The sequence below is a fragment of the Lacticaseibacillus nasuensis JCM 17158 genome, assembly GCF_001434705.1.
Lineage (GTDB): Bacteria > Bacillota > Bacilli > Lactobacillales > Lactobacillaceae > Lacticaseibacillus > Lacticaseibacillus nasuensis.
In genome coordinates, this window is the sequence record NZ_AZDJ01000026.1 from 6,665 (window position 1) to 26,831 (window position 20,167).

At 54.1% G+C, this 20,167-nt stretch carries 16 protein-coding genes; 15 read left to right on the forward strand and 1 reads right to left on the reverse strand.

The window, feature by feature from the left end; genetic code table 11:
- Window positions 1-165 precede the first annotated feature (165 nt).
- From FD02_RS06075 to FD02_RS06090, 4 genes are all read left to right on the forward strand, one after another.
- The gene (locus FD02_RS06075) at window positions 166-1,092 is read left to right on the forward strand and encodes a glycosyltransferase family 2 protein (protein WP_056951172.1); all 927 of its coding nucleotides are present in this window, start codon (window positions 166-168) and stop codon (window positions 1,090-1,092) included.
- Window positions 1,093-1,194: 102 nt separating this feature from the next.
- On the forward strand, window positions 1,195-3,138 hold the full coding sequence (locus tag FD02_RS06080) for a S9 family peptidase (RefSeq protein WP_056951174.1): 1,944 nt from the start codon (window positions 1,195-1,197) through the stop codon (window positions 3,136-3,138).
- Between the two features lie 11 nt (window positions 3,139-3,149).
- The gene (proC, locus tag FD02_RS06085; RefSeq protein WP_056951176.1) at window positions 3,150-3,941 is read left to right on the forward strand and encodes a pyrroline-5-carboxylate reductase; all 792 of its coding nucleotides are present in this window, start codon (window positions 3,150-3,152) and stop codon (window positions 3,939-3,941) included.
- 5 nt (window positions 3,942-3,946) lie between these two features.
- Window positions 3,947-4,648: a GntR family transcriptional regulator gene (locus FD02_RS06090; protein ID WP_056951445.1), complete on the forward strand. Its 702-nt coding sequence runs from the start codon at window positions 3,947-3,949 to the stop codon at window positions 4,646-4,648.
- A 42-nt stretch (window positions 4,649-4,690) separates the two neighbouring features.
- On the opposite strand, the gene FD02_RS06095 is transcribed toward FD02_RS06090, so the two are convergent.
- Entirely contained in the window at window positions 4,691-5,128 is a 438-nt protein-coding gene (locus FD02_RS06095; RefSeq protein ID WP_054721797.1) for a GtrA family protein, read from the reverse strand.
- 131 nt (window positions 5,129-5,259) lie between these two features.
- On the opposite strand from FD02_RS06095, the gene FD02_RS06100 reads away from it, so the two are divergent.
- The 11 genes from FD02_RS06100 to FD02_RS06150 all read left to right on the forward strand — a co-directional run bounded on the left by FD02_RS06100 (window position 5,260) and on the right by FD02_RS06150 (window position 20,146).
- The gene (locus FD02_RS06100; protein WP_082603328.1) at window positions 5,260-6,027 is read left to right on the forward strand and encodes a WecB/TagA/CpsF family glycosyltransferase; all 768 of its coding nucleotides are present in this window, start codon (window positions 5,260-5,262) and stop codon (window positions 6,025-6,027) included.
- Between the two features lie 7 nt (window positions 6,028-6,034).
- Window positions 6,035-7,504, forward strand: a complete 1,470-nt coding sequence (locus FD02_RS06105) for a nicotinate phosphoribosyltransferase (protein ID WP_054721798.1) — start codon at window positions 6,035-6,037, stop codon at window positions 7,502-7,504.
- 78 nt (window positions 7,505-7,582) lie between these two features.
- Window positions 7,583-8,413, forward strand: a complete 831-nt coding sequence (gene nadE, locus FD02_RS06110) for an ammonia-dependent NAD(+) synthetase (RefSeq protein WP_056951178.1) — start codon at window positions 7,583-7,585, stop codon at window positions 8,411-8,413.
- A 391-nt stretch (window positions 8,414-8,804) separates the two neighbouring features.
- On the forward strand, window positions 8,805-11,456 hold the full coding sequence (locus FD02_RS06115) for a cation-translocating P-type ATPase (RefSeq protein ID WP_056951180.1): 2,652 nt from the start codon (window positions 8,805-8,807) through the stop codon (window positions 11,454-11,456).
- Between the two features lie 84 nt (window positions 11,457-11,540).
- Window positions 11,541-11,978 (forward strand): hypothetical protein, encoded by a 438-nt coding sequence (locus tag FD02_RS06120; RefSeq protein ID WP_056951182.1) that lies wholly within the window; start codon window positions 11,541-11,543, stop codon window positions 11,976-11,978.
- Between the two features lie 114 nt (window positions 11,979-12,092).
- The gene (locus tag FD02_RS06125) at window positions 12,093-13,241 is read left to right on the forward strand and encodes a CDP-glycerol glycerophosphotransferase family protein (protein WP_054721716.1); all 1,149 of its coding nucleotides are present in this window, start codon (window positions 12,093-12,095) and stop codon (window positions 13,239-13,241) included.
- A complete protein-coding gene (gene tagD / locus FD02_RS06130; RefSeq protein ID WP_054721718.1) occupies window positions 13,238-13,636 on the forward strand; it encodes a glycerol-3-phosphate cytidylyltransferase in 399 nt (132 codons plus the stop codon). The genes FD02_RS06125 and tagD overlap by 4 nt, the downstream gene beginning before the upstream one ends.
- Window positions 13,637-13,842: 206 nt before the next feature.
- Window positions 13,843-14,859 (forward strand): ABC transporter ATP-binding protein, encoded by a 1,017-nt coding sequence (locus FD02_RS06135; RefSeq protein WP_235806685.1) that lies wholly within the window; start codon window positions 13,843-13,845, stop codon window positions 14,857-14,859.
- Window positions 14,859-15,677, forward strand: a complete 819-nt coding sequence (locus FD02_RS06140; RefSeq protein WP_054721721.1) for an ABC transporter permease — start codon at window positions 14,859-14,861, stop codon at window positions 15,675-15,677. Before FD02_RS06135 ends, FD02_RS06140 begins: the two co-directional genes overlap by 1 nt.
- A 137-nt stretch (window positions 15,678-15,814) precedes the next feature.
- Entirely contained in the window at window positions 15,815-16,996 is a 1,182-nt protein-coding gene (locus FD02_RS06145; RefSeq protein ID WP_056951184.1) for a CDP-glycerol glycerophosphotransferase family protein, read from the forward strand.
- A gap of 234 nt (window positions 16,997-17,230) precedes the next feature.
- The gene (locus FD02_RS06150) at window positions 17,231-20,146 is read left to right on the forward strand and encodes a glucosaminidase domain-containing protein (RefSeq protein WP_056951186.1); all 2,916 of its coding nucleotides are present in this window, start codon (window positions 17,231-17,233) and stop codon (window positions 20,144-20,146) included.
- The last annotated feature ends 21 nt before the right edge of the window (window positions 20,147-20,167 follow it).

A 20,167-nucleotide genomic window follows, 5' to 3' on the forward strand; every position in this document is an offset into this window, starting at 1 on the left:
GTGCGCGCCACCGGGCAGTCGGTGGCGTTTTTGTTTGGTTTGGGGATCCCAGAAGTTGCCGGTGATATACTCAATTAGTAAACACGACGAAGTGGCGATCGAGGTGGCCACTGCAACAATTAAACGTTACAATAACGAGTGATCGCAGTTACTTGGAGGATAATCGTGACAAAAACTATTGCAATCGTTGTACCCTGTCATAACGAAGAAGAAAATGTGCCGCTGTTTTATCAAGCGGTTGAAGAAACGTTCAAGGAAATTCCCGACTACCGGCCGGTGTTTTGGTATGTGAATGACGGTTCCGTCGATGGTACGTTGGCGGCAATTCAGCAGCTTCAGGCGCAAGACGCGGATGTTCACTACATTGACTTCTCCCGTGGGTTCGGCAAGGAAGCGGGGATGTATGCCGGGCTGCAAAACGCCAAGGGTGACCTGTACACCATCATGGACGCCGACTTGCAAGATCCGCCCAGCATGATTCCAGACATGCTGAAGGAAATTAACAACGGGTTTGAGATGGTCGGGGCCCAGCGGACGAATCGAGAAGGCGAGCCGCCGGTCCGGTCGTTTTTCTCGAACTTGTTCTACAAGCTGATCAACCGGATCTCCCAGACTAAAATCGTGCCAGGGGCGCGCGACTTTCGGTTGATGACGCCGAAAGTGGTTGAAGCGGTGCTGGCGATGAGCGAGCGCAATCGTTTCTCCAAGGGCATCTTTGGCTGGGTCGGGTTTCGGACGAAGTACCTACCTTACCAAAACGTGGAGCGGCAACATGGGGAGACATCGTGGTCGTTTTCCAGTCTGTTCCGGTATTCGCTGGATGGCATCGTCGATTTCTCTGATGCGCCGCTGACTTTCGTGTCGTGGCTGGGCCTGGCGAGCTTCGTCGGGGCCGCCATCGCTTTGATCGTGATCGTGGTGCGGGCTTTAACGTACGGGGACCCAACGCCTGGCTGGCCGTCAATGGTGTCGATTTTTCTGATGATCGGTGGGCTTCAGTTATTCGCCATCGGCATCTTAGGCCGCTACATTGGGCGGATCTATCTTGAGATTAAGCATCGCCCGATATACGTTGCGCGAGAAATTAAATAATGGATTCAATGCCGCGGATGCGGCTGTTTTTATGTCTAGACCAATTGACATCATCCACCTAGACCAGTATTCTGAGCGTAGACGAATAAAGGAGCTGAGAGTATGCAAGTGAAACCGACAGATTTGTTTAACATCACGACATTAAGCTACCCGTCACTAGCCGGTAACAGCGTTTTCTTTCAAGAAAACTGGATCGACCAAGCGACGAACCAATATTATAGTCGGATTCGGCAACTGGACCGGCGGACGCGGCACCAAACCGCGTACGGCCACGACGGTCAGCACGACCACGCGCCGCAAGTGAATGCGGCCGGGACGATTCTGGCGTTTTTGAGCCAGGATGCCGACCAGCATACGCAGGTCTTCACGCAGGCGGTCACCGGCGGCAACGCCACGCAGCTGACTCACGAGCGGCGCGATGTCGAGGCCTTCGAGTGGGCCGGCGACGCCGCGATTGCGTACGTCTCCAGCACCCGGCCGGACACCGACAGCAAGTTTCCGCAGGCGGTGACGGTGACCAAGGCGCAATACAAGCTCAACGGGGCCGGCTTGTTGCCAGAAGACGTGACGACGACCTTGAAGCTGCAGAAACTCAGCAATCAAACCGGCAAGCTCGTGTACGCCAGCACCGATGGCTTCTCACTGGGCGCCGTGGCGCCAGCCGGCGATCAGGCGGCAATTGCCTATGAGGCCAAGCCAGCCGATCCGAATAACTTCGCCACGGCCGCGGCGGTGGTGAACCTCACCACCGGCGAGCTGACCGAAATCACGACCAGCGTGCCCGGCGGCGAGTTTTCCCCGGCGGCGTTCAGCCACGACGGCCAGCAGTTGTTGCTGGTTGGCAAGCGCAACGAGCAGCCGAACATCGAGCAAACCGACCTGTGGCACTACGATATTGCCAGCGGTGAGCTGACGGATGCCACCGCTGACCAGAATCTGGAAATCGGCGGCTTGATCGTGGCCGACACCCAGCAAGGGTTGAGTGGCCGCATTACGGAATTTGTCACGACGGATTATTATCTCAGTCTGGGCTTTGATCACGGGGCAATCAGCTTGTATACCGGCGGCCCGGATCAGCCATTGACGCCGTTAGTTGGCGGCCAGCGCCACATCACGGACTGGGCGGTGGGCCCGGACCAGCGCGAGGTGGTGTTCACCAGCAGCAACTTGACCACGCCGAGTCAGTTGCGCGTGTTCGATTTGGTCAGCGAAGAAGAGACGTTGTTGTATGACCCGAATGCCCGGTATGCGCGCACCCACGACTTGGTGGCGCCAAGCGAATTCAGTTTTGAGCGCGCTGGCTATACCATCCAGGGCTGGTACTATGCGCCAGTCAAAACTGCCAAGAAGCATCCTGCCGTGTTGTACATTCACGGCGGGCCGCAAGCCGGCTACGGCTACACCTTTTTCCACGAGATGCAGGTCTTGGCCAGCGCTGGTTATGGCGTGATCAACGTCAACCCGCGCGGCGGGCTCGGCTACGGGCAGGACTTCACGGCCGCGGTGATTGGCCATTACGGTGAAGGCGACTACGAAGACTTGATGATGAGTGTCGACGAAGCCATGAAGCTCGACAAAACAATTGATGCCAAGCGCCTGTATGTCACTGGCGGTTCCTACGGCGGCTTCATGACCAACTGGGTGGTTGGGCATACCGACCGCTTCAAGGCGGCGGCCACGGCGCGGTCGATTGCCAACTGGATCAGCTTCTATGGCACCAGCGATATCGGCTACTACTTCACGCCGTGGGAAATCACCGGCGAGTGGACCGGCGATGTCAACGATATCGAGACGCTTTGGCGGTATTCGCCGCTGGCCTATGCCGACCACGTGAAGACGCCGACGCTTGTGTTACATGGCGAGCAGGATCAGCGCTGCCCAATCGGCCAAGGCGAGGAGTTCTACACGGCGCTGAAGCTGCGCGGCGTGGACACGAAGTTCATCCGCTTCCCGCAAAGTAACCACGAGTTGTCCCGGTCCGGGCTGCCGAATCTGCGCATTGTGCGGATGCAGGCGATCATGGACTGGTTCGACGCGCATCAATAAGGAGAACAATTGTGAAGTTAGGATTGATTGGGGCCGGCAACATGGCCCAAGCCATCGTGCGTGGGGTGGAAAAAACGCAGACGCTCACCGGCGCGGACATTATTTTGCACGGCGGCCATCCCGCCAACTACGAGCCAGTGGCCGCCAGCCTCGGCGCAACGGCCGTCGCCAGCAATCTGGCGGTGTACGAAGCCAGCGACCTGGTGATCCTGGCGGTGGAACCGAGCTTGGCGGCCACGGTGGCAGCGGAGTTGAAGCCGGCGTTGGCGCAACAAAAGCCACTGGTCTCCCTGTTGACCGGCGTTGCGCTAGCCGATTTGCAAACGGCTGTCGGCAGCGTCGACTACCCGCTGGTGCGCGTGATGCCAAATCTTAACGTCGAAATCGGTGAGGGGATGACGGCATATGCCGCCAACGCCGCCGGGGAAAAGTATTTGCCGGATGTGCTGAGTTTATTTGGCGCAATCGGCGACACGATTGCCTTACCGGAAAAAGATTTTTCCACGTTTGTCGCCTTAGCCGGCTCCAGCCCGGCCTTCGTGTACATGTTTATTGACGCGATGGCCCGGGCCGGCGTGAAGTACGGCCTGACCAAGCAGGCGGCCACGGCCATTGCCGCGCAAGCCGTGCTGGGTAGCGGGGCGATGGTCAAGGCCAGTGAGGCTAGTCCGTTCGACTTGATGGACAAGGTCTCCAGCCCGGGTGGCACGACCGTGGCCGGGGTGATTGCCATGGAATCCGCGGGCTTCATGCCGGCGGTATTCAAGGGCATCGACGCCACAATTAACAAGGATCGGGGGTAATCATGGTGGACGTTCCAGTTTATATCAAGATTCATAATGAGTTGCGCCGCGATATTGAAGGCGGCAAGTGGCGCGTTGGCGAGCGGATTCCCTCCGAGCGCGACTTGGCGGTGGATTTTCACGTCAGCCGCATGACGCTCCGCCAGGCGATTCAAACGCTGGTCGAGGAAGGTATCCTCGAGCGGCGGGTCGGCGCCGGCACCTATGTCGCCAGCCAAAAGGTGCAGGAAAAAGTGTCGGGGGTGACGAGTTTTACCGACCTGATCACCGCAGAAGGCAAGACGCCTTCCAGCAAGACGATTTCCTACCACGTCGCCAAGCCGTCGATTTCTGAGTGCAAGCATCTGAACATTCCGGAAACCGCGCAGGTTCTGCGCATGGAGCGCGTGCGCTACGGGGATGATGTGCCGATTTGTTTTGAAACCGCGACAGTGCCGTATGAGCTCGTCCGCGACTTTCCGAAGCGAGACGTGTCCAAGTCCTTGTACCACGTGTTGGAAAACAAGGCGGGGTTGACGCTCGGCGGTGCGCATCAAACCATCAGCGCGATGCTGGCCAGCGAGCAGGTCGCCGAATATCTGCAGGTCAAGCGCGGTTCGGCCATTTTGCGGGTGCGGCAGGTGTCGTACTTGCAGGATCACACGCCGTTTGAATATGTGCGGACGCAATACGTCGGCGAGCGGTTCGAGTTTACGCTCGACCGGTAATGAAAACGCGAGCCAATCGCTAATCGATTGGCTCGCGTATTTTTATTTATCTGTTGGTTTATGGCGGAAGATGATGAACTTACTGAAGGCGTAATTGGCGACGACAATCACCACTTGAGTGAGCACCTTGGCCACCAGGTTGCTTAAGTGCAAGCCGTCGATGAACAGGAACATGCAACCGTAGTCGATGCCCAGCGAGACAATGCGGGCGCCGAAGAACAGGACAATCTCAGCCATTAACGCCGCAAAGTCAGGTACATGGGAATGGAACACCCAGAGCTTATTGGTGATGAAGGCGAATAGTACCGACAAGAGCCAAGCCAAGAAATTGGCAATAATCCAGCTCAAGCCAAGTTTTGTGGCGATGGCGAAAACCACGATGTTCACTACGGTGGTCCAGCCACCGAAGAACACATAGGTAAAGACGTCCCACAAGTTATGGGCGATGAGCAACTCCTTGAACCATCGATATAAGCGCATCACGGACTCCTTCATGATTTCAATCATCGCTATATTATCCACTCCTGACCGCGGCTGGTCAACTGGATGCCGGTCTGGTCACGGAAAGGTGTGAGCAGACCGAGCTTTTCTGGTATACTATCCCCAAGTTCATGTCCATGTTGCAAAGGAGAACAGACTTGCCAACCATTGAAATTCTGGGGATCAACTTTAGCGCCACGACGCAGGCCCAGCTGGTGGCAACCGTCGACCAGCGCTTGCGTGACGGCCAAGGGACCTTTGTCGTCACGGCCAATCCCGAAATCGTGATGTACGCGCGCGCGCATCCCGAGTACGCTAAATTGTTGGCGACCCAGCCGGATGAGATTACGGCCGATGGCGTCGGCATTTTGCTGGGTGGAAAAATCCTGCACACGCCGCTGCCGGAGCGGGTGACCGGCTATGATTTGATGCTAGTGCTCTTGCAACAGGCCAATCAGGCGCATCGCCGCGTGTACCTCATCGGCGCCAAGGCCGCCGTCGTGGCGGCGTCCGCCGCGCGCGTCCGCCGCGACTACCCGAACCTCGAATTGGTGGGGACGCATGATGGGTATTTCGACCTCAGCGACGCCAAGGTGGCCCAAGCGGTGATCGATGCGCGGCCGGATTACGTCTTTGCCGCGTTGGGTTTTCCCAAGCAGGAGTATTTCCTCTCCGCGATTCGGCCCAAGTTGCCCCACGCTTTCCTGATGGGCGTCGGCGGCAGCTTCGATGTGCTAGCCGGCGTCGTGGCTCGAGCACCAGGGCGGGTGCAGCAATTGCGCCTGGAGTGGCTGTACCGGTTGATCAAGCAGCCCAGCCGCTTCGGGCGGATGCTGCAACTACCAAAATTTGTCCTGGCGGTGCGCCGTGAAGCGCGCCAGCGAGGCAAGATTGATTAAGGAGAAAATGATGGATTATCCAGATGATGGGTTAGCGTTACACACCGATTATTATGAATTGAATATGATGTACACGTATTGGCAGCAGGGGATCGACAAGAAGCAGGCCGTGTTTGAAGCCTACTTCCGCGACTTGCCGTTTGGCAGCGGCTACGCCGTGTCCGCCGGGCTGGAACACGCGGTGCAGTACCTGCAAAACCTGCGCTTTACCGCCAGCGACATCGATTACCTCCGCGAGGTCACCGAGTATCCCGAGGACTTTCTGACTTACCTGCGCAACTTTAAGTTCACGGCGACGGTGCGGGCGGCCATCGAAGGCGACTTGGTGTTCAACAACGAGCCGATTTTCCAAGTCGAAGGTGAATTGGCGCAAGGCCAGCTGGTCGAAACCGCAATTTTGAACATCCTCAACTACCAGACGCTGGTGGCCACCAAGGCGGCGCGGATTCGCTCCGTGGTCGGCGACGACCCGTTGATGGAATTCGGCACCCGGCGCGCGCAGGAAACCGCCGCGGCGATGTGGGGCACCCGCGCCGCGTACATTGGTGGGTTCAACTCCACCAGCAACGTCCGGGCCGGCAAGGTCTTCGGCATTCCCATCGCCGGCACTCACGCGCATTCGCTGGTGCAGGCCTACCGCGACGACTACACGGCGTTCAAGGCCTACGCCGAAAGCTTCCACGACGTAACCTTCCTGGTCGACACCTATGACACCTTGCGTTCCGGCGTGCCTGCGGCGATTCGCGTGGCCAACGAAATGGGCGACAAGATCAACTTCCAAGCCGTTCGCATCGATAGCGGCGACATGGCCTACATCTCTAAGCGCGTGCGTCAGCAACTCGACGCCGCCGGTTATACGAACACGAAGATTGTTGCGTCCAACGACCTGGACGAGAACACGATTCAAAACCTCAAGATGCAAGGCGCAAAAATCGACTTGTGGGGCGTCGGCACCAAGGTGATTACGGCCTATGATCACCCGGCGCTCGGTGCGGTGTACAAGCTCGTCGCCATCGAAGATGAGAATGGCCAGTTGGCCGACACCATTAAGTTGTCGAGCAACGCTGTCAAGGTATCGACGCCGGGTAAGAAGCAGGTGTGGCGCATTACCCGCAAGAGCAACGGCAAGTCCGAAGGCGACTATGTGGCGCTGGCTGACGAAGACGTCGCCGCGCAGCCGAAGGTGTACATGTTCCACCCGAACTACCCATACATCAACAAGATGGTCACGGACTTCGATGCCCGGCCGGTGCTGCGGACGATTTTTGATCACGGCGAGTTGGTCTATGACCTGCCAACGTTGACTGAGATTCGCGACTTTGCGATGCACTCTGTGGATTCGCTGTGGGACGAATACAAGCGCGTATTGAACCCGCAAGACTACCCGGTCGACTTATCGCAGGCGGCTTGGGACAACAAGATGAACCTCATCAAGGAGATTCACAACGCAGTGCACCAACCGGACCAACCTTTGTAAGCTAACCTGACAGGATTCATTGACACTCGTCACCCGGCGCTGTACGGTGACGAGTGTCTTAGTTAAAAGGAGAAAATAATGCGTCCATTACAACAACAAATCATCAATGCGCTGCGCGTCCAACCCACCATTGATCCGCAGGCGGAAATTCGCCGCAGCGTCGATTTTCTGAAGCAATATCTGCGCCATTTTGCCGGGCTGCACAGCTACGTGCTCGGCATTTCCGGCGGCCAAGACTCGACCTTGGCCGGTGCGCTGGCTGAGCAAGCCGTTACCGAGTTGCGCGCCGAAACCGGCGACGCCAGTTACCAATTCATCGCCGTGCGGTTGCCGTATGGTGAACAGGCCGACGAAGCCGATGCCATGGCGGCCATCGATTTTATGCATGCCGACCGCACCGAGCGCGTGAACATTAAACCAAGTGTCGATGCCATGGTCGCCGCGGTGCAGGCAAACAGCGAAACCGTGTCCGATTTTAACAAGGGCAACATCAAGGCCCGTGCGCGCATGATTGCGCAATACGCCATTGCCGGCGCCAATGCCGGCGTCGTCATCGGCACCGACCATGCCGCCGAGGCCGTCACCGGTTTTTACACCAAGTTTGGTGACGGTGGGGCCGATGTGACGCCGCTGTGGCGGTTGAATAAGCGCCAAGGCGCCAGCCTCTTGCAGGCCTTAGGCGCACCGGCGCACCTGTACGAAAAGGCGCCAACCGCCGATTTGGAGGAAAACCGGCCGGCGCTGCCTGACGAAGAGGCGCTCGGCGTGTCGTACTGTGACATCGACGACTACCTTGAAGGCAAAGCCGTTAGCGATGCAGCGGCGTCTACGATTGAGGGCTGGTACACGAAGAGTGCGCACAAGCGCCACCTGCCGATTACTGTGTTTGACACGTTTTGGCGAGAATAGTTGCCAGACGCCCGGTTGCCCTGTATACTGAACTTACACATAAGGGAGTAACTAGCGGCCTAGCCGTGGCAACATCATCAGCAAGACAAAATTCTGGTGTTGCCTTAAATAGTGAGACTTATGACCCTGTTTTTGACGGGTTATAAGTCTCACTTTTTTTCTCCCTGAGGCGCATCACAGCACGATTGAATCGTGTGAGCAAGGCGGCGCCTACGTTCCGTCCGCTAATCGCCTTTGCTCACAACTTAATCGTGCTCGCGGGGTCATGAGGTTGCACAGATGACCACCCGGTCGCCGAGTCGCAAAGTGCGCGACTCACCGCCCAGGCGGCGCATCTGTTCCACCTCATACCCGACCTCGCTCACAACTTTCATCCACAGGAGGAGAACACTTGACCAAACCTACTTATGCCGAATCTGCCGAAGCCGTGGTGGCAGCGCTCCAAACCGATACTAGCAAGGGCTTGACCGCCAGCGCCGCGCAGACGCGTCTGGAGCAAAATGGCCCTAACGCGCTCGCCAAGGGCAAGAAGAAGACGCTGTTGCAGCGTTTCCTCGACCAGTTCAAGGACTTTATGATTATCGTCTTGCTGGTGGCGGCGCTGATTGCCGGATTTGTCGTGCACGAATGGGCCGACGCCGGGATTATTCTGGCCGTCGTCATTTTGAACGCCATCTTCGGCGTGTTTCAGGAAAGTAAGGCCGAGGAAGCTATCGATGCCTTGGCGAAAATGGCGACGCCTAACGCCCACGTGCGCCGCGACAATCAAGTCGTGACGATTCCCAGCACGGAGCTGGTCACCGGCGACATCGTGTTGCTGGAAGCTGGGGACGTGGTGCCGGCGGACTTGCGCCTGCTGGAATCCGCCAACCTGAAAATCGAGGAATCCGCGCTCACCGGTGAAAGTGTCCCGGTGGAGAAAACCGTCGCGGCCTTGACCGCAGATAACGTCGGCATCGGCGACCGCACCAACATGGCGTTCATGAACAGTAACATCACCTATGGCCGCGGCGTCGGCGTCGTGGTGGCGACTGGCATGGACACCGAAGTTGGGCGTATCGCAGGGATGATCAACGCGGCGGACGAAACCACCACGCCGCTACAGGAAAACCTCAGCCAGCTCGGCAAGAGCCTGACCGTGATGATTCTGGTGATTGCGGCCATCGTGTTTGCCGTTGGCCTGTGGCGCCATGCCGCCAGCCTGCCGGAAATGTTCCTGACGGCGATTTCCTTGGCCGTCGCGGCGATTCCGGAAGGCTTGCCGGCCATCGTCACCGTGATTCTCGCCTTAGGCACCCAAAAGATGGCCAAGCGCCATGCCTTAGTGCGGAAATTGCCGGCGGTGGAAACGTTGGGCAGCACGGAAATCATCGCCTCCGATAAAACCGGGACGCTGACACAAAACAAAATGACCGTCGAACAGACTTATTATGATGGCGAGCTGCATCCGGCCACGGCCGGCGTCAGCGGCGACAACCCGCTGATGCGAATCATGAATTTTGCCAACGACACCCAGGTTCAAGAAGACGGCACGATGTTGGGGGACCCGACGGAAACGGCGCTGGTCGCCTTCGGGCAAGGGCATGACTTCCACCGCGATACCGAGCTGGAAGAACTGCCGCGCGTCGCCGAGGTGCCGTTTGATTCCGAACGCAAGCTGATGAGTACGATTCACCGACTTCCCGATGGCCGCTACTTTGTGGCCACCAAGGGTGCGCCGGATCAGCTGTTGAAGCGGGTGACGCAACTGGCCACCGGGCAAAACGTGCGACCGCTGACCGATACGGACCGCGCCACAATTCTGGCGACCAATACCGGCTTGGCCAAGCAGGCGCTGCGGGTCTTGGGAATGGCGTATCGCTACCTCGACGCGTTGCCTGAGCAAGTGGACAGCGATACCATCGAGCAGGACATGATTTTTGCCGGCTTGGTGGGGATGATCGATCCGGAACGGCCGGAAGCCAAGGACGCGGTGGCCGAGGCCAAGGCTGCCGGGATTCGGCCAATGATGATCACCGGCGACCACCAGGATACCGCCGAGGCGATCGCCGGGCGGCTGGGGATCATCGAACCCGGGGATGACGCCGCGGTGATCACCGGCGCCGAGCTCGACCAGCAAAGCGACGAGGAATTTGCCGAGAACGTCACGAAGTACAACGTCTACGCCCGGGTCGCGCCGGAACACAAGGTGCGCATCGTGAACGCCTGGCAAAAACGCGGCAAGGTCGTGGCGATGACCGGCGACGGCGTCAACGACGCGCCGGCGCTGAAGGCTGCTGATATCGGCATCGGCATGGGCATCACCGGCACCGAAGTCTCCAAAGGGGCCTCGGACATGGTGCTTGCCGATGACAACTTCAGCACCATCGTCGTTGCCGTGCGCGAAGGCCGCAAAGTCTTCTCCAACATTCAAAAATCGATTCAGTACCTCTTGTCCGCCAACCTCGGCGAAGTCCTCACGTTGTTCATGATGACGATGCTGGGCTGGGACATTCTGGCCCCGGTCCACATCTTGTGGATCAACCTTGTGACCGACACCTTCCCGGCAATTGCGCTGGGGGTTGAGCACACCGAACCGGGCATCATGAAGCAAAAGCCGCGCGGCCGCAAGTCGAACTTCTTCTCCGGCGGCGTCGGCCAAGCCGTGATTTGGCAGGGGCTGCTGGAAGGCTTGTTGACGCTTGGCGTGTACTTCATCGCCATCACCTGGCCGATTCATACCACCAGCGCGGCGATTCACGCCGACGCCTTGACCATGGCCTACGCAACGCTGGGCCTGATTCAGCTGTTCCACGCCTTCAACGTGAAGTCGATTCACCAAAGCATTTTCACCGTGGGCATCTTCCGCAACAAGGCCTTCAACTGGGCGATTCTTGCCTCGTTCCTGCTGCTGGCGGTGACGATTGTGGTGCCGGGCTTCAACGGCCTGTTCCACGTCACCCACCTCGACCTCGTGCAATGGGCGGTGGTGCTTGGCGCCGGCGTGGCCATCATCGTGATTGTCGAAATTGTGAAGTTCATCCAACGACGACTGAAAAAATAAGGTACACTGTTAGCAGACAGTGTTGGCAGCGCCTTTTGACCACTGGTCGAAGGGCGCTTTTTGCCACAAAAGGAGGACAAGTAAGTGAATAAAGCACAACAAAAATTGGTGCACTATGGCAACCTCATTGCCGCGGTGGTCCGCGGCATGGAGGCCGAGCAAGAAGCGTTGAACCCCAAGTTCGAGCAATTGCGCACGGCCATCGACACGGATAAGCTCGCCGACATCAACGCAGATGATTACGCGGCGACCAAGTCCGCCTTCGCTGAAGGCACCGCGACGTATCAACAACAACTGGATTCGCTGACCGCAGCGGACGCCCCGGCGCGCCTGATGGGTAACCATAAGCTGCTCGTGGCCGCGTACACCGACTTTGTCGCCGGCTGCCAGGCCATGACTGACAGCCTCGGCAAGGACAAGGCCAGCCTCGACGTCGCCGCGTTTAACGCCGCCGAGCAGGCGCAAGATGCCGCCACTGAACAGATTATGAAGCATCTGCAGCGGGTGAGTCAGCTCGCGTAACGAACAAGGCGCCTCGGCGCCTTTTTTGATGCTTAAGATTTGCCAAAGCTCGGCGCGAGGCGGGCGGGCGTAGTGTATCATTAAATGTAACGAAAACGGATCGGAGGGGTGCGAATGCTCGATGTTAAGGCAGCCGTGAATGCCGCCACCAAGGCGAGTTATCTGCATAGCCTGAAAGTATTGCCGGTGAACCGGCGCAAACAGGCTCAAGTCGTGTATTATCTCACCTTTAACGATAACGACGCCGGCTTGATTCGCCGCCTCGCCCACGAATATGGCGACCAATTCGTGGTGATTGCCACCCACAAAGCGGCCGCGCAAGCCAAGGCCCTTCAAGGCCGCGGCGTGCACGTCGAGCTGTTGGATCGCAAGCGCCTGTTGCTCGACAACGTCATCAGCTACCTGAAAAGCGCGCAGGTGATTCTCGTCGACGATTATCTGCCCGAACTTGAAGTGGTCGCCAAGCCGACGGTCATCATGTTGTGGCATGCCAACGGCGCCATCAAGCGCTTCGGCTGGGGCGACCCGGCGACCAGCACGCGCCCGGTCGCCGATCAGCGACGGTTTCAAGCCGTGTACGACAAATACACCGTCGTCGCCACCGGCTCACCGCGCATGGGCGAGTTATTCGCCGAGAGTTTTCGCCTGCAGCCCGGCGTCGTGCGGCCGCTGGGGTTTCTGCGTTCGGATACCTTGATTCAGCATCCGGCCAGCCCCAAGCCGGCGATTCCGGTGCTGTACGCGCCAACTTACCGCGACGACCCCGCCGCGATGCGCGCGGTGCTGCAATCGGCGTTCGGCGTGTTTGCCCGGCTGAGCGAACCGGTGGTGGTGAAGCTGCATCCGGCCGTCACGGCGGCGGTGTTGCCGCCGTTGCCGGATAACGTGACGGTGACCACGACGAATATCGAGGAACTGTTGCCGAAGGTCGGCACCTTGATCACCGACTATTCCTCCACCGTGTTCGACTACCTGTTATGCCGCGTCGTCCCGCGCGTCGTGTTCTACTGCCCGGACATCACGGCCTATGCGCAGACACCGGGTCTACAAGCCGCCTTCCGTAGCGGGGCGGTAGGGCCGGTGTGCGTTGACGCGGCCGCGTTGTATGATACAATGACTAACAGTTCTATCGCGTTAGACGCCGCGGCATTACAACGGGTCCGCGAGACTTGGAATCAATATAATGATGGGCATGTCGCTGATCGCTTATTGGCCCTGGTGGCCACGGCAATCGCCAACCAACCAAAGGAGAATGCAAGATGAAACGCGTCATCACATACGGGACTTTTGACTTGTTGCACTATGGACATATCGAGTTGTTGAAACGGGCCAAGGCCCTGGGTGATTACTTAGTCGTCGCCTTGTCGACAGACGAGTTTAACTGGGACAGTAAGCAGAAGAAGGCCTATTTCTCCTATGAAAAGCGTAAGCAACTCCTCGAAGCGATTCGCTACGTTGACTTGGTGATTCCAGAAAAGGCATGGGACCAGAAAGTCAACGACATCAAGCTTTATCAAATTGATACCTTCGTGATGGGGGACGACTGGAAGGGCAAATTCGACTTCCTGCGCGACGAAACCGACGCAGAAGTGATTTACTTGCCGCGGACCCCCGAAATATCGACAACGAAGATCAAAAAGGATCTCAACATGAAGTAATGACTTGGCTACAATCTTCTAAATGAGATTGTAGCCATCTTATTTTTAATCAAACTTTCGTGACAAGCAAAAACTGAACGCGTATGATACATAAGTTTGAAAAATGCGTCTGCGCAGAAGGGATCATTTTCATTTTGGAGAAGAAATTAAAAATTCGTGCCCGGTTCCTGACCAAGGAATACGACATGATGAAAACCAAAAGTGACATGTTAAAAACTTTGTTACCGTTCGGCAATACTAACATCGAGAAGTTCTGGGCGCTTAAAGGCGTCAGCTTCGACGTTTACGAAGGCGACAGTGTCGGCATCGTCGGCCTGAACGGTGGCGGGAAGTCCACGCTGCTCAACATCGTGTCCCAGATTATTCCGCCGACGTCAGGTGAACTGGAAGTCAACGGCCAAACCAACATTATTTCCGTTGGGGCGGGACTGAATTACAGCTTGACCGGGCGCGAAAATATCATTATGAAATGTGAAATGCTGGGGATGAGCGATGCTGAAATCAACGCTAAAATGGATGATATCATTAACTTTGCCGGCGACCAGGTCATTCAAAAGATTGACCAGCCAGTTAAGACCTATTCCAGCGGGATGAAGAGCCGGCTGGGTTTTAGTGTGCTCGTACATCAGGATCCCGATATTCTGATTATCGATGAAGCCCTATCTGTCGGCGATGCGCCGTTCTTTGAAAAAGGTGTCGCCCGGATGAAGCAGTTTAAGGCGGAAGGCAAGACGATTATGTTTGTCAGCCACAGCATCGCCCAAGTCGAGGAACTGTGCGACAAGGTGATTTGGATCGACCATGGCCGGGTCGTGATGGAAGGCGATACTAGCGAGGTGTTGCCAAAGTTTGATGAGTTCCAGAAGACCTATAACAAGAAGTCCAAGGCGGAGCGTAACAAGATTACCCATGATTCAGGCACCAACTTCACCTTGGAAGAACTGCGCGAAGCCAACCCAGACGAACCCGACCGTTATTTTTCCAAGCGGCTGTATGACAAGCCATTTAGCTGGCAGACTTGGACGGCAATGATATTCCTGATGTACGTCTTGGTGCTTACGATTGCTGCCAGCATCAAAAATAAGTCCATTCTGTTCGCCCTTATTCACCCGCTCGCCATTATTAGCATTCGTACTGTCATCATCTTCGCCATCGTCGTGGTGGCAATGATTCTGGCGGGCAAGCTGACTCGGCGGAATAAAGAAAGGCACGTGATGGACTGATGAAAGAAGTTTGGCTAGTAATCAAAGAGCAGCTCACCAATCTAGGCGTGATCAATCGGCTCGCCAAGTATGATGAAAAATCGACATTCCAAGCACACATTCTCGGCAACATCTGGCAGATTCTCGATCCGCTGATTAACATCTGTATTTATTGGGTGGTGTTCGGCATGATTCTTTACGGGAACCGCCCGATGGATGGCCATCCCTACATCGCCTGGTTGTTGCCCGGCTATATTGCTTGGCAGTTCATGCGCTCGGAAGTCCTTGGGGCCAGCCGGAGCATGGTTAGCCGGGTGCAAATGGTCAGTAAGATGCAGTTTCCGGTGTCGACCATTCCCAGCATGACGTTGGCTAATCACCTGATTAACTATTGGTGGATGTTAGGCATCACCGTCCTCATTGAATTAAAGTACGGCGTCTACCCAAGCGCTTCTTGGATTCAGTTCGTGTACTACTTCATCTGCATGATTGCGTTCCTTTACTCTGTTGGACTGATTACGTCGACTTTCACCGTTGTCGTCCGCGACTTCCACACGTTGTTGAACAGCATGATGCAGCTCATGTTCTGGGTCAGTGGGACGATATTTAACATGAATTCCAATAACGTCATGAATTCCCACCCGACCATCATGAAAATCATTCAAATCAACCCGTTTTACTACATCATTAATGGGATGCGTCAAGCCTTTCTGGGCACCGGTTGGTTCTATCAGGATCCCAAGGCAATGATTATCTTCTGGTCGATCATCGGCCTGTTCCTGATTATCGGCAGCCATATTCACCTGAAGTTCCGGAGCCGGTTCATCGACTATATCTAAAATTGAACTTAGTGTTAACGCAACATGTAACTCATTGGCTCGCGGCTCAGCGCGAGCCTTTTTGCTGGGATTTTGGTAATTTCACCGAATATTGGTATGATGAGTGACGATAACCAACAGAACTGTGGGAGTGTCCAATGGCTTACGTAAAGAAGATTGTCAGTTACGCGTACCGCATCATGTTCAATTTTATCGCGACCGTGACGCGTCCAGTGCCGAAAACGGTGCTCTTTGAGTCGTTTAGTGGCAAGTTGCCTGGCGATAGCCCGTATCCCGTCTATCAAGCGCTGCAGCAAGCGCATTCCGATTGGCGGTTGGTATTTGGCGTCAAGGCGCGGTATTACGATCAAGCAGTTCAGGCCTTTCCCGATGTTGTCTTTATGAAGCGATTTTCCGCGCGCTGGTTATTTTTTGCTCCGAGGGCGCAATACTGGATCTTTAATGCGCGGTTCCCGGAGTGGCTTAAAAAGAATTCTGGCACGACCTATATCCAGATCTGGCATGGCACACCGTTAAAAAAGCTCGGGTTGGATATCGATAATGTGACGATGCCAGGTTATACGACGGCGCAATACCATGAGCGCTTCGTGAAGGATAGCCACCGCTGGGATTATCTGGTCGCACAGAATTCGTATTCCGAGCAAATTTTCTCACGAGCATTCGATTTTCACGGCCAATACCTTGAGATTGGCTATCCGCGAAATGATCGCTTGGTCAAGCACCGGGATGACGCAGCTTATCAGCGTAAGCTGAGGGAACAACTGGTTGGCAGCGTTTCGGGTAAGGTAATCATGTACGCCCCGACTTGGCGCGATGATAACTTCGTCCGGCCAGGGGTTTATCGGTTGAATCTTCCGTTCGATTTGGGTAAGGTTTCGGCGCTGCTGGGTCCGGACAATCATCTGATCATTCGGCCTCATTACCTGGTGGCCGATGCCATCGATGTGAGCGCGTACTCGAACATTTCCGTTGAGTCAAGCGTGGATATCGCCGATTTATACTTAATTTCGGATGCCTTGGTTACCGACTACTCGTCCGTGATGTTTGACTATGCGATTATGGGCCGGCCAATGTTGTTCTTTCCGTACGATGAGGCCCACTATGAAGACGACACTCGGGGCTTCTATTTTGATTACGAACAGGTACCGGGCCCAATTATTCATTCTGCGACTGAATTTTACGATCAGTTGTCAAAGCTGATTGCTGGAGAGACAAAGAATTTAGCGGAAGTGGCCGCTTTTCAGCAACAATACTGTCCATGGGATAACGGTCAGGCGAGCAACGCCATTGCCACCCTGGTGGATGAAAAGCATCAATAAATTGGTCTCACGCATGACTGAAGCACGACGTCAGCGGCAAGGCGTCGTGCCTTTTATTGTCAAAAATGAGATATAAAGTCATGCCTACCAAGGCGTGTGCTAAACTACGAGGCATGCGCTGTGCAAATATATTAATATAATTTCAATTAGTTTACAGCATGACCAATTTACAGACAGCACAGGCACTATCCCGTTATAATGGGCATACATACCAGTGGGGACGAGGAGAACACTATGAATTTAGGCAAACATTTAACTGTTAAACATAAGTTGATCCGGCGAGTAGGTGGGATTGGTATTCTACTGTTGGCACTTGGCTTCGCGGGTGCCTTAAGTGTAAAACATTCGCAGGCAGATACGCACGTTGTGTCGGCAAGCGGGTACAATGTTAATAGCTATATTTCAACGCACAACATTAAGCCAGTAAAAAAAATAACCAAAGAGCTTCATAAGTTCGAGATGTTTAAGTACTCGACCAGCAATAAGCGACCGAATGGGATTGTCTTTCATTGGACAGCCAGCGGTAGCAAGTACGATACAGCGCGAAATGAAGCTGATTATGAGATCAATGGTGGCCGGTGGAAGAATGCCTTCGTCCATACTTTCATTGACAGTAAAACCATTTTAAACATTCACGATACGAGTTATGGGTGTTGGGGGGCTGGACCTAAAGCAAACGCGAGGTTTGTTCAGTTCGAGTTCTGTAATGTTGAGAAGGGAAACGAGAAAAAATTTGCCCAGTCTATTACTAACGCGGCTTACTACACGGCCTACCTCCTTCGACAATATGGGCTAAAACCAACTCTGGCCACAAAATCTGGTGGCGGGACGCTTTGGACACATCATCAGGTTTCTTCTTATTTAGGGGGGACGGATCACACTGATCCCGACGAACAATTTAGTCGATACAATTATTCGATGAGCCAGTTTTCCACTCTAGTTAAGAAATATTACGCTGAATTACTTGGAGCAAAGATTCCGGTTGATGACGGGCAGTACGTTACTGTTACCCAACCGTCATGGGATATGTGGCAGACATTGTCACCGTTTAAGTCAAAAGCCAAGGCAAGTTCGTTAGGTAGTGCCGTATATCAGTCTAGGGTCCTCTATTACAACGCCAATGGGAATACGTATCTTTCGCTGTATGATAACAAGGGCAACTGGCGCGGGTATATCAATGATAAAGGGACCCAGACTACTGGCGGACAAGGTAAGTATATTTCTTTTGGCAAATACGTGACATTTACTAAGTCTAACTACAATCTATATAAGGACTTTAGCTGGACTAAGAATGGGAACACTTCTACGAAGTTACTACATCACACCTATCTTGCTAAGGGTGAGTACAAGCATTTTAACGGTAGTACCTATTACTCTCTTTATGATCATAAAGATAAATGGGTTGGATACGTTAACGCCGATAGTATGACTGTCGCTAAGAACCAAGGCGGTGTTGCATACAACAATCCGAAGAATCAGTACGTTGCAATTACTCGCGATGATCTTAACCTTTGGAAAGATCTTGAGTTTAAGACGTCCTATGGTTTGTCAAAGAGCATTCGTACGCAACCGGTTATCGCCAGGGTCGCATATCAAGCGTATAACGGCATGACCTATGAGTCACTTTATACCAAATCGGGCAAGTGGCTTGGCTATATCAATAAGGACGGCGTTAAGACTACTGACGGCGTTACCATCAACTTATCGTTTAACAAGTACGTGACGATCACGAAGCCGAAGTATATTGTGTGGAATGATTTCACTTTCAAGAAACAGAAAGCAAATACAACGAACTTAATGAATCACGTCTATCTGGCAAAGTGGCAGTATAACCATCAGAATGGGAGTAGCTATTACTCGCTATACAATGATGGTGGGTCCTGGGCTGGTTACTTAAACCGAGACGCGACCAAGACAATTAGTGGGAAGACCGTCAAAGTTTCGGCAAATGAGTATGCTGCAATTGCCAAAAATGGGTATTCATTGTGGAAGGATCTCTCATTTAAAAAAGAGCTGAATAAGTCGCAGAAGCTATTAACTGTCCCGCTTAAGGTTAAAGCCAAGTATTATCACGCGAATGGCTCAACATACTATGAGTTATATGACCGTAATAATAAATTTCTTGGGTATATGAATTCGAAGGCTCTGAAGAAGACTGACGGTGTCAGTGCCATCCAGTCATACAATAAGTATGTCACGCTTAAGAAGACGGGATATTCACTCTGGAGTAACTTTCTCTGGGGTGGGCCAATGAACACCTCGAATGGCTTACTAAACAAGACTTTCTTAGCGAAGGGGAGGTATTTCCACGTCAACGGTTCGACCTATTTAACGTTGTATGATCACAATAACAAGTGGAAGGGGTATATCAATGCTTTAGGAGCCAGTGTGGCTAGCAATGCCGGTGGTGTTGCGATTAACTACAATAAGAGCGTGAAAGTTAGCCGTAAGAGTTACCCTTTCTGGAGTAGCTTTAGCTTTTCCCACCAGCGGGGGACTACCACTAAGTATCTGAATAAGACGGTTACCGCCAAATACAAGTATGTCCATTACAACGGTAGTACGTATTATTCCATATACTCTGGTAGTAAGTGGCTCGGCTATGTGAACGCTACAGCAACCGTCGCAAAGAAAAGCACAGGTTTATACGGGCTGAATGTGAGTAAACTCTCATCAGCGAACCAGTCTTTCCTGAAGACGTTGATTGCGTACGCGATTCCGTCAGCCAAAAAACACGGACTATACACATCAATTCTGGTTGCTCAGGCGGTCCGTGAGTCAGCATGGGGAACAAGCGAATTGGCGAAGAAGGCACACGCTTACTTTGGGGTCAAAGCTGATTCCACTTGGAAGGGCGCCACATATACAAAAGTCACTAAGGAGTATTACAACGGCGCTTATCACTCGGTGTCACAAAAATTTCGGAAGTACTCCTCGTTTAATGCATCGATTGATGACTATGGCGATAATATCTTAAAGAAAATGGCCGCAAATTCAAGCTTGAGTTATAAGTTGTTGCTAAAAAAGAACTCTAAGACGTGGACTGCGGCAGTTAAAGGGTTGAAATCTTACGCAACTTCACCGGCATATGTAACAGACACGACAAACTTTATTAATCAATACCAGCTTTATAAGCTTGATCAATATTAATGGAACAACCTCAACTGGGTT